At 63.2% G+C, this 7,767-nt stretch carries 11 protein-coding genes; 6 read left to right on the top strand and 5 right to left on the bottom strand.

What is annotated here, in order from left to right; all coding sequences use genetic code 11:
• The 3 genes from DBR36_RS11510 to DBR36_RS11500 all read left to right on the top strand — a co-directional run.
• Positions 1–601 (top strand): Asp23/Gls24 family envelope stress response protein (locus DBR36_RS11510; protein WP_308810952.1); only part of this gene is annotated, 601 nt, incomplete at its 5' end.
• A 466-nt stretch (positions 602–1,067) separates the two neighbouring features.
• Positions 1,068–1,400, top strand: a complete 333-nt coding sequence (locus DBR36_RS11505; RefSeq protein WP_108319511.1) for a hypothetical protein — start codon at positions 1,068–1,070, stop codon at positions 1,398–1,400.
• Positions 1,401–1,748: 348 nt separating this feature from the next.
• Entirely contained in the window at positions 1,749–2,105 is a 357-nt protein-coding gene (locus DBR36_RS11500; protein WP_108319509.1) for a hypothetical protein, read from the top strand.
• Here the strand turns inward: DBR36_RS11500 and DBR36_RS11495 are convergent, their stop codons facing one another.
• On the bottom strand, positions 2,106–2,570 hold the full coding sequence (locus DBR36_RS11495) for a MarR family winged helix-turn-helix transcriptional regulator (protein ID WP_108319507.1): 465 nt from the start codon (positions 2,568–2,570) through the stop codon (positions 2,106–2,108).
• Positions 2,571–2,963: 393 nt separating this feature from the next.
• Here DBR36_RS11495 and DBR36_RS11490 point away from each other — a divergent pair, with 393 nt between their 5' ends.
• Positions 2,964–3,305 carry a hypothetical protein gene (locus DBR36_RS11490; RefSeq protein WP_108319505.1) on the top strand — a complete coding sequence of 114 codons (342 nt, stop codon included), beginning with the start codon at positions 2,964–2,966 and terminating at the stop codon, positions 3,303–3,305.
• Positions 3,306–3,382: 77 nt separating this feature from the next.
• Entirely contained in the window at positions 3,383–3,760 is a 378-nt protein-coding gene (locus tag DBR36_RS11485) for a hypothetical protein (protein WP_108319503.1), read from the top strand.
• A gap of 680 nt (positions 3,761–4,440) precedes the next feature.
• On the opposite strand, the gene DBR36_RS11480 is transcribed toward DBR36_RS11485, so the two are convergent.
• Positions 4,441–4,911 carry a substrate-binding domain-containing protein gene (locus DBR36_RS11480; RefSeq protein WP_108319501.1) on the bottom strand — a complete coding sequence of 157 codons (471 nt, stop codon included), beginning with the start codon at positions 4,909–4,911 and terminating at the stop codon, positions 4,441–4,443.
• A 149-nt stretch (positions 4,912–5,060) separates the two neighbouring features.
• Positions 5,061–6,194 (bottom strand): YihY/virulence factor BrkB family protein, encoded by a 1,134-nt coding sequence (locus DBR36_RS11475; protein ID WP_108319499.1) that lies wholly within the window; start codon positions 6,192–6,194, stop codon positions 5,061–5,063.
• 501 nt (positions 6,195–6,695) lie between these two features.
• Here DBR36_RS11475 and DBR36_RS11470 point away from each other — a divergent pair.
• Complete coding sequence (locus DBR36_RS11470; RefSeq protein WP_164878291.1) at positions 6,696–6,935, top strand: type II CAAX prenyl endopeptidase Rce1 family protein; 240 nt, start codon at positions 6,696–6,698, stop codon at positions 6,933–6,935.
• Between the two features lie 164 nt (positions 6,936–7,099).
• On the opposite strand, the gene DBR36_RS18850 is transcribed toward DBR36_RS11470, so the two are convergent.
• Together DBR36_RS18850 and DBR36_RS18845 are read right to left on the bottom strand one after the other, a co-directional pair.
• A complete protein-coding gene (locus DBR36_RS18850) occupies positions 7,100–7,264 on the bottom strand; it encodes a hypothetical protein (protein WP_181373572.1) in 165 nt (54 codons plus the stop codon).
• 94 nt (positions 7,265–7,358) lie between these two features.
• Complete coding sequence (locus DBR36_RS18845; RefSeq protein ID WP_146185336.1) at positions 7,359–7,751, bottom strand: DDE-type integrase/transposase/recombinase; 393 nt, start codon at positions 7,749–7,751, stop codon at positions 7,359–7,361.
• Positions 7,752–7,767 lie beyond the last annotated feature (16 nt).

Below are 7,767 nucleotides of genomic sequence, written 5' to 3'. Positions count from 1 at the left end.
GGCGATGACCGACACCAACTCCGACCGCACCGTCCTGGACTGCGGCAAAACCCTCGACGAGCTCAGCACCTACCTCGCCCACGACCGCACCCCCTACGACCCCGCCATCGAGGAGTGCCCGGAGTGCGTCAACGCGCTGCGCGCTCTCGAGCGTGTCTCCCACCTCTCCCGCGATCTGATCGCACACGACGCCGATACCGTGCCTGCTCCTCCCCCGTCCTGGCTGAACGACATCATCAACAACATCGGCGCCGAGCTTCGGGCCGGACGCGACCTCCCCCTGCACCACCCCGACCCCTTGGTGAGCCTCAGCATCACCGAAGGAGCCGTACGTGCCCTCATCCGTGACGTCAGCGACACCATCCCCGGCATCCTGGTCGGAGCATGTCGAATCACCGGTGAAGCCGACACACCACACGCCCCCGTACATGTCAACATCACCGTCAGCATCGCCACACACACGCCGATGCCACCACTGCTCACCCAGCTCCGCGAACAGGTAATGAAGGTCCTTCACGAACACACCGAGCTGCACATCGACGCCCTCAACATCACTGTCGAAAACATCCACGACGCGGCTGCAGGAGACGACGCCAGATGAGTAGCGAACAACCCACCCCCTCTCCGCAGCCGGAGGACCTGACCACCCTCGTCCTCAGCGTTCCGGGAGTTACCGCCGTGTACCCCTCAGCGCCCACACCAACACGAATCGCACGAGCGATCGCTGCCACCCTCGGCACCTCACCAGCCCCAGAGCCCATCGTGAATCTACGCACCACGAACGAGCGCACGACCATATCGGCCCGAGTCGCCACCCACAGCAGCCCCGCCCCCACTATTGCCCGCGACATCGCTGATCATCTGCGATCCGCACACCCCGACAAATCCGCACGCATCACGGTGCAAATCGCGAGCATCACCATCTGAGGAACACCCTCCGCCCGGGGTCCGAACATTTTTGTGACGGAGCAGGCCCTGTCGTGCTCTTCATATGTGAGCGGCACCGCCGTCTCGTGCGACAGGCCCGTCACTCCCTGCGCGCGCCCACCATCCGACTGATAGGGCCCATGGGAAACCTTTACTACAGCAACAGCGACGCCATCATCGACGATCGCCTCCTGCACTACATCCAAGTCATCGCCGCGACCAAGCTCCGCCGCGGCGAGAACTTCACCCTCACCCTGACCCAACGTGCCAACCCCGAACCTCGCATCACAATCTGGATGAACCCCAACATCCCCCTCCGCTTCACCTACACCACACCCGAAGCAACACCCCTCGTAGGCGCATACCTCCAGCAACTCGCCGCCCAAGCAAACAGCACCAGCGGCCTCATAATCGACCTCGACCACTGGACCGAACCCGCCCCCGCTCAGCAAGCACACGCCGCAGCTCGGTGAAGGCCAGCCCCGGCAGGCGCGACTACATGTCCTTCGACAACCGTATTGGAGCGAAACCGATCGGTTTTGCACTGCTGGCACGGTTAGCGTCCGCTGCGCTGGCGGCCTATGGGTAGCGTGCGCAGCCAGTACTCACCGAGCTGGACGGTCACGGCCTTCGTGATCTCGCTGAAGAGTTGTTGTTGGCGGCGCACCTCTGTGACTACCTGCAACAGCGCGCATGTCAGCTCGTGGAGGAATCTTCGAGCTAGCAGCTGTTGCGATTGTACATTGATGGGCGGCGTCCACGATGTCGTACGATCGGCTGGCGGAAGAACGATCCGCCAGGGAGATTGAAGAGGCAGCAGGGTGCCGTTTCGCAGTAAAGACACGCTGAGCGCGTGGCTCGATGAGTTTGCCGCAAGCGGGACTGGCGGAGGCGCTGTCGCGTTCGTTGCCGATCAGGATCCCGTCGATGGCGTCGACAGCGGCCTGGTCATCTTTCCTTTGGCAAACGCAACAACGTCCGTGTACCTGGCACCGATTGCTGTGGGCGTACCTGACTGGCGCGTCACTTTCGAGGCACAGCCTGAGGTGACGGAGCTATCCCCAGACTCCGTTTACGATCTGTGCCGTGAGATCTCCCACGCCGCAGACTTGTGCGCGTTTCTCCAGCGCAAGTCCGTTGAGCATATGGCTCAACTTGCGGCCGAGGCGCAGAGCTAACTAGGCGACGGCCCGGTCGACACGTGCAGCCTCTTCACGCGCGGCCAGCGTGGCGTGGCGAAGGAAGTCGGCGAAATCGGCCTCGACCTTGGGGTCCAGGTGCGCGATGAGCTGGCGGCACGTGGCATCGAACAGCGCCAGTTGTGACCACGGCTCCTTCTCGATGTCGACCGCCAGGTGGATGTGGTTGACGCGGCGGTCCACCTGGTCAGCTTCGCGGCGCAGAATTTCGCGGCGCACGAGCCGTTCGACCATCGTGGTGATGCCGGCAGACGTGACACGCAGATAGCTGGCCAGCTCTGAGGGTCGCGCTCCGGGGTTCTTTGCGAGGTAAGACATGGCGTTGGCCTCGAGCTCGTTGACGCCGAGCTGCTTTCGAGCACGCGCCGCCGCGGCATCACGTTCCTGGGAGTAGAACGTCAGCGCCGCCGAGAGCGGCGATGTGTCGCCTGTTTCTACCGTCATGGACCCGTTCCCTACGTTGCGTATGTCTCGAAGCACTATACCTAACCATCTAACCTTCCGCCGGTGATGATTACGCCTGGTAGTCGTCAGCAGCAGTGACACTCAACTGGATTACCTAACTGTGTTTACAATCTGCTACGTTGATCATCACCGGGGTTGACAGCCCAAGACCTAATGGAAGGAAGGCCGCCATGACTAGCAACGCGTTCGCTTGGGGACAACCTTCACGTCTGCGTCGGCAGACGTTCGTTCCCTCTCGCACCGCTGTCGCGGCCCAACGGTGGTACATCGGCGTGACCGCTGCGGCCGTTGTGGTTTCTGCGACCGCCGTGGGCGTCGTCGCCCCCCTCTTTTTCTGATTCACCCCCGCACCCCTCACCGCAAGGAGTCATCATGGGAAAGCTCTTCTACAGCTCGGACCCCCAGGCCATCGAGATCGACGATCGCCTGCTGCAGTACCTGCAGGTCGTTCTGTCCACCAAACTCCGCCGCAACGAGTCCTTCACCATCACGTGGACGGACACAGAGGCCGCGCACACGCGGACGACGCTGTGGGTGCAGCCTGCAATCTCCATGCGCTTTGAGTATGCCAGCGCCGAGCCGCAACGCCTGTCCGGCGGCTACCTCCGCCAGCTCGCTGACCAGGCTGCGATGTCGTCCGGGCTGATGCTGAATGCCGCCACCTGGCAGCAGCAGGAAGATGCTCACCGCGTGCAGCTCGCCGCCGCGGCGTAACGACACCGCATACTCATAACGGCCCGCCCCTCTGGGGTGGGCCGTTTTCCTTCCCTCGCCGACCTCAAGGACTCGCCATGCCATTCCACAGCAAGAACACCCTCGAGCATTGGGTGGCAGAATTCATCGCCGCCCGCGGCGCCGGCGAGGATGTCCGCGTTGCAATCCAAGAACGCCACGGGGGTCAGGACACCGGGCTTGTCGTCATGCCCCTGGAGAACGCCCCCAACACCGTCTGGATCGAACCGCGCGAAAACGATGAAGACCTCGCGTGGCACGTACTGATTGAACCTTCCACCGAGGCTCTGGATCTGACCAGCTTCGAACTCAACGCCCTCACTCACGAGCTTCAGGTTGCGGCCGAGCTGTGCGCGTTCTTGCAAGAGAAGTCGCTGGGCCACTTCGAGCCCGATATGGAGCCGAAGGCAGAACCGGAGACGGCTGCCACCGAGTAGGCGCTCACTCCCGCACAACGCTGTGGATGCAGCCGGCCACTCGATTCGATTGATCTGCGCCAGCGCCGAGCCGCAGCATCTGTCCGGCTACCTGCGTTAGCTCGCTGATCAGGCTGGGATGTTGAGCTCGGGGCCTGATGCGCACCCGCGCCTGCACCTAGTGGTCAGAGAGATGCGGCGCAATCCCCGTTCCGCTTCCCCTGCGGGATGCCACGATCTCGCCGTCCGGCACGCAAAGGAGCGGCTTATGTTCGGCGCAAGAGGATCCAACGCACCCACGACGTGGAAACACATCGAGAATGACTTCGTGATGGGCGCCTGTGCCCACCAACTGTTCGGATACATCACCCGAAGCCCCAGCGACGAGTGGACCGCCTTCGACAGCGACTCCCGCCCCATCGGACACTTCACCCCTCTCGACGCCGCGAAAACTGCCCTTTGGACTACACACCAACCAACCCACCACAAGCAATGCACATCTCGCATAAACCGCTGGTGGAACCGTCCGAGCAGGCAAGCACCCACACCCTCGGCGATGGCCTTGTCAGGCGGAGTAAGCCGCTAACGTCCGCCGCCGGCGCGGCAGCCTCCGCCACGACGTGAAGACCCACCGGGCTGGAAGGCGGTACGAAACCCATCGGTTTTGCACCAACAGGATGTACCGTCGGTTGACCTGGCCGTTACCCCGAAGGAGGCGGTGCGGTCGAGGCCCGATACACGAATTCTGTGTCACAGAAGGTTGTGCGGAACTCGTCTTCATCACCGTCGATGCGGCGCAGTAGTTCGGTTGCCGCACTTTGTTTCATCCCCAATACCGGTTGAGAGACGACCGACAGTTCAGGGCTCACGAGCCTGGTCCATTCGAGGTTGTCGAACCACATCAGGGAAACCTCGTCTGGAATGGAGATGCCAAGTGTCTTCAGAGCCCTGAAAGTGGCAACTGTCATGACGCTGTCTGGGGAGAACAATGCCGTCGGCCGGTCGTTTGAGAACTGGGACAGGACGGCCGAGAAGGCGCGATCGGCTGAGTGCCCGTCGCTAGAGAGAGGTTGAGCGGGTCTACCGGGATGCCCGCTTTGCGTAGGGCACGCAGGTACCCAACGATTCTGGCGCCGTTTTGGCGAAGCAGACTGGTATTGATGGAGGGCCATGAGCGAGCGTCGTCCAGCAGCTCCATGAGAAACGAGGCGCGAGCTTCAGATACGAGCGCAATTTTTCGGTGTCCGAGCTCGATTAGGTGCGTCACAGGGCGAGATCGTTTGGCCGGTACCCAAGCGTGTCAGCTGCAGCCGGCGGGGAATCATCGGCGGCGCCGCTGCCACCACTTTCTCCGGGGCTGCGGTTCAGGTGTCGACGGCTTTCGTGGAGAAGGGGCGTCGGAGCTATCGGGTGCTTCAGCGAGGCGGATTTGGCGGCCCTCCTCCACGTCGCTGGACTCTTTCTCATCCTGCTTCTTGCTTTTTCGGGTGTCACGGGCGGGAAGTTGAATGTCCTCTTCGGCGACGATGCCACCTTGCAGCTGGCGGCCGCGTTCCAGTTCGGCGTCGAACTCTGCGCCGAACAGGAGCGCGAGGTTAGCGATCCACAGCCAAAGCAGGAAGATGATGACCCCGGCGAGCGAGCCGTAGGTGCGGTCGTAGTTGGAGAAATTGACCACGTAAAACCCGAAGCCGGCGGTGGCGATGCCAAGGACCACGATGGCGATGGCCGCGCCGAGGCTGATCCACCGGAACCTCGGCTGTTTGGCGTTGGGGGTGGCGTAATACAGCACCGCGACGAGGAACACGATGATGAAAAGCATGATTGGCCACTTGGCGACGTCCCATGCGATCTGCACGCCCCGACCGAGACCGAGAGCGTTACCGATCGCCGTGGTGACATCGCCGGAAAGAACGAGGCCAAGGGCCACGAGGGCGAGCGCGACCACCGCGATGACGGTGACAAGCAGCTGCATTGGACGCAGCTTCCAGAACGGTCGGCCCTCGTCGATTTCGTAGATGCGGTTCATGGCACGGCTGAACGCGCCTACGTACCCGGACGCTGACCACAACGCAAGCGCGATACCGGTGATCAATGCGATACCCGCGCCTCGGGAGGAGGCGATCTGTTCGATCGGTTCGCGGAGGGTGGAGGCGGCGTCGGGGGCGACGTCTTGAATAATGCCGAGAATGGCGGCGGCCGCGGCGTCGCCCTGGCCGACAACACCGAGCACGGAGAAGATCGCGATCAGCGCTGGGAACAGGGCGAGGACGGCGTAGTAGACCAGACCGGCGGCGGCGTCCGTGCATTGGTCAGCAGAGAATTCCCGCACTGTTTTTCGCAGCACATACTTCCACGACCGCTTCGTCAGCTGGGTGGGGGAGTCCGGCTTCTTTGCGGCGTCCGGGTGCGGAGCACCCGTGTTGGTGTTGGTGGCTGCTTTTCGCTTCAGCATGTGATCCCGTGAATCCTGTGAGTGACCGCAACCTGTCTTGGCGCGGACACTTCAGTGTTCAACACCGGGTGCCACGGGTGAGGGGCCTTGCCTGTCGGCAGAGCGCGCCGATATGCACTCCCTTGGCCGCCGGCCGGTGGTGCGAGAGTAACCCGGTCGTGGAGCGCGTCAGTGCAGGACGACGAGTTGCGTCAGGTCGTCAGAGGGCAGGTTGTCGGCAACGGCTGTGACTTGCATGTCTGTCAGATCGATGCGGCCCGAGATGACGGTGAGGAAGGCGGAATCCGCGGCGTCTCAGTCGGTAGCGATCCACAAGAGCGTCGATCGGGGTGCGAGGGTGGTCGCGTCGACAACGTGTTGTCCCCCCTCGACCCATACCTCGGCGACGGCGTGAAAATCCACCGGGTCCAAGCCCGGGTCGTACATGGACACGAGACGTGAACCGATCCCGGTTCTCTGCCGCTCCTATGCGGGCGCCAGCACCGGGCGGGATGGCGTTTCGTGGTTGCCTTCGCGTTCCTGTTCGGGATCGTCGCGGCGCTGTTCATCGACACCACAGGAAGCATCTGGCCAGCGATCATCCTCCACGCCGGCTTCGACACCGTCTGGTTCATCCTCACCCCACGCTCTCCGGTCCTCACCGACCTCGTCAGCATCGCCGTCTGCGCCGCTCTGGCCGTACTGCTGGAAAATCTGCGCAGGCTCGCCTCTGCCGCAGCCACCCCGACACGCAACCGCTGACGCCGGCAAAGTGGCGACCCTTCGACAACAGCATCCCGAAATCGGCGGTCCCCCCTCGAAACTCACATCGCCCGCTCGGAGCCCCGCTGTGTCACCGTCGCGAGGGTCGCCGCCACACGGACAGCGGCGCGGGTTTGCTTCCCGCTGCGAACTGACAATCCGAGTCAGAGCCGCGACTTGAAGCGCCCTGGGTCTGCTGGAGACTCGCGCCATTTGATTCCGACCAGCAGATTGCGGTCGTTGGGGGCAGCATAGAACGCGTTCTCGAACTCGGCGGGCGGGACGTCGCCGAGGTAGCCGTGGAGGCGCTGGGTGTTGTGCCAGTGCACCCATCTGAGGGTCGCGAGCTCGAGGTCCTCGACCGTACGAGACGGGCGGGGCCGCGGACAAGTTCGGTCTTTTAGTAGCCGTTCGCAGTCTCGGCTAGGGCGTTGTCATACGCGTCGCAGATCGATCCGATGGACGCGGCGAAGCCTTCCGGCGCGAGCGTCTCGCGAACGACACTCTCGTAGATTGCGAGCCCGCGTCGCTGTGATGTATTAGACCGTCCACGGCCGGGTGACCGGCAAGGTCGCGTCGCCACAAGCCCATTCGCAGCGCAGTGTTACCGGCGGGGTCGTCTTCACGGTTGCGGCGTGCCAGCCCACGATCGCGCGAGTAGCAGTCGATCATGAACGACACGTAAGCGAACCCCGCCCACGTCGTGACATAAGTGAAATCCGTGGACCAGCGGCGGTTCGGCGCCTCGGCGGTGAAGTCCCGATCGAGCAGATCCGGGGCACGATCGGCATGACGATCCGGGATCGTGGTCCGCACCCGCCGCCCCCGGACC

This window comes from Microbacterium sp. HMWF026 (genome assembly GCF_003061325.1).
Lineage (GTDB): Bacteria > Actinomycetota > Actinomycetes > Actinomycetales > Microbacteriaceae > Microbacterium > Microbacterium testaceum_E.
The sequence above is the reverse complement of the archived record's forward strand: the minus strand, read 5'-3'. Positions and strand labels throughout refer to the sequence as shown.